The sequence below is a fragment of the Mycobacterium sp. TH-M106 genome, from assembly GCF_057473765.1.
Genome location: NZ_JBYCLE010000587.1, coordinates 1 through 1,853, shown reverse-complemented (window position 1 = coordinate 1,853; position 1,853 = coordinate 1). Strand labels below are relative to the sequence as shown.

3 protein-coding genes are annotated in these 1,853 nt (G+C 70.0%); 1 reads left to right on the top strand and 2 read right to left on the bottom strand.

Annotated elements, in window-relative coordinates; genetic code table 11:
- On the top strand, window positions 1–690 hold a 690-nt coding region (locus AC2VOP_RS19925), incomplete at its 5' end, for a zinc-binding dehydrogenase (protein ID WP_486962574.1).
- Between the two features lie 18 nt (window positions 691–708).
- On the opposite strand, the gene AC2VOP_RS19920 is transcribed toward AC2VOP_RS19925, so the two are convergent.
- Both AC2VOP_RS19920 and AC2VOP_RS19915 read right to left on the bottom strand, forming a co-directional pair.
- On the bottom strand, window positions 709–1,362 hold the full coding sequence (locus tag AC2VOP_RS19920; protein WP_486962573.1) for an L-fuculose-phosphate aldolase: 654 nt from the start codon (window positions 1,360–1,362) through the stop codon (window positions 709–711).
- On the bottom strand, window positions 1,359–1,853 hold a 495-nt coding region (locus AC2VOP_RS19915; RefSeq protein ID WP_486962572.1), incomplete at its 5' end, for an NAD(P)-dependent oxidoreductase. The genes AC2VOP_RS19915 and AC2VOP_RS19920, both read right to left, overlap by 4 nt.

Sequence of the window (1,853 nt, the reverse complement as noted above, 5' to 3'; positions counted from 1 at the left end):
CCCGACGAGGTCGCCGTGTTCGCCGACCCGTTCTCGGTGTCGCTGCATTCGATCACCCGGCACCCGCCGCCGCCGTCCAGCCGGGTGCTGGTCTACGGCGCCGGTTCGCTGGGGTTGTGTGCCGTCGCGATTCTGCGGGCGCTGTACCCGGATGTGGCGGTGGCGGTGGTGGCGCGCTTCGACGCCCAGGCGAAGCTGGCCCGCCGGTTCGGTGCGGATCTCGTTCTGGCGCACGAGCCGCGGCTGGCCGTCGTCGAGGAGCTGTCGGCTTGGGGCGGCGGCCGGCTGCGCCAGCCGCTGCAGGGCCTGCCGATGGCCTATCCGGGGGCGATCGACGTCGTCTACGACACCGTCGGCAAGCCGGAGACGTTCGAGGTGGGGGTGCGGGTGCTCAAGGCGCGCGGCACGCTGGTCAAGGCCGGCGTGCACGGACCGGGCCGCTGGGAGTGGAGTCCGCTGTACTTCAAGGAGATCAGCTGGGTCGGCTCCAACGCTTTCGGGGTCGAGGAGGTCGGCGGTGTCCGCAAACATGCGATCGCGCACTACCTCGACATGGTGGCTGACGACCGAATCGACTTGCAGCCCATGCTGACTCACACTTTTGCGCTGGACCAGTGGCGCGACGCGTTCCTGACCATCGCCGAGCAGGGCACAAGCGGCGCCGTCAAGGTGGCCTTCGACCAGCGCTAACCGACGCTGCTCGCGGCGTTATGCGTTGGCCCGCAGGTAGGTGTAGATCCCGGCGAAGCCGGCGTTGATGTCCTCGGGCAGCGGTATCGGCCCGCCCAGCGCCCGTGCGCCCCAAACGATCTGCGCCGTGCGCTCCACCAGGGCGGTGACGTGCAGGGCCTTGTCCGGGCGCGGTGCCACCGCAACCATGCCGTGGTTGGCGATCAGCGCGGCGGCCCGGCCGTCCAGCGCCTTGACCGCGTAGGCACCGACCTCGGGGGTGCCGGACGCGGCGTAGTCGGTGCAGCGGATGTCGCCGCCGCAGTAGATGGCGAACTCGTCGATGCAGGCCGGTATCGGCTGGTGGGCGATCGCGAACATGGTGGCCCACACCGGGTGGCTGTGGATGACGGACCCGATGTCGTCGAAGGCGTTGAAGCACGCCAGGTGCAGCTTCATCTCCGTCGACGGGGCCCGGCCCTCCGCCGCGTGCAGCACCTCGCCGTCCGGGTCGACCAGCACCAAGTCGTCGAGCGTCATCTCGGCATAGTCCACCGACGACGGCGTGATGACCAGATTTCCGTCCTCGCGGCGGGCCGAGATGTTGCCCGCGGTGCCCTCCACCAGGCCTCGCCGCAGCATGTCCTTGGCGGCCGCCAGCACCGCGTCCTCGGCGTTATCAACGAATTTCATGATCCCAACACCTCCGGGTTGACTATATGGGTGGGCCGCCGGCCGGTCAGCAGCGCCTCCAGGTCGTCGGCCACCATCTGTGCCTGTCGGGCCTCGGTGTTCCACGTCGCCCCGCCGATGTGCGGGGTCAGCACCACGTTTGCCATGCCCACCAGTGGGTGGTCGGTGGGCAGCCATTCGCCGGCGAAATGGTCCAGCCCGGCGGCGGCAACCTTGCCGCTGCGCAGCGCGGCGACCAGTGCGTCGGTGTCGTGCAGCTGAGCGCGGGCGGTGTTGAGGAACACCACGCCGTCGCGCATGGCGGCGAACTGCCTGGTGCCGATCATCCCGGCGGTCTCATCGGTGACCGGCGCGTGCAGCGAGACGATGTCGGCCTGGCCGAGCAGCTCCTCCAGGCTGTGCTGAGCCTCGTCGGCGTAGGGGTCGTAGGCGATGACGCGGCACCCCAGCCCGGACAGCCGCCACTTCGTCGCGCGTCCCACCGCGCCGAG

Coding starts and splice junctions, on each gene's coding strand:
- AC2VOP_RS19920 (WP_486962573.1), bottom strand. CDS start 1,362: ATGAAATTCGTTGATAACGCCGAGGACGCGGTGCTGGCGGCCGCCAAG.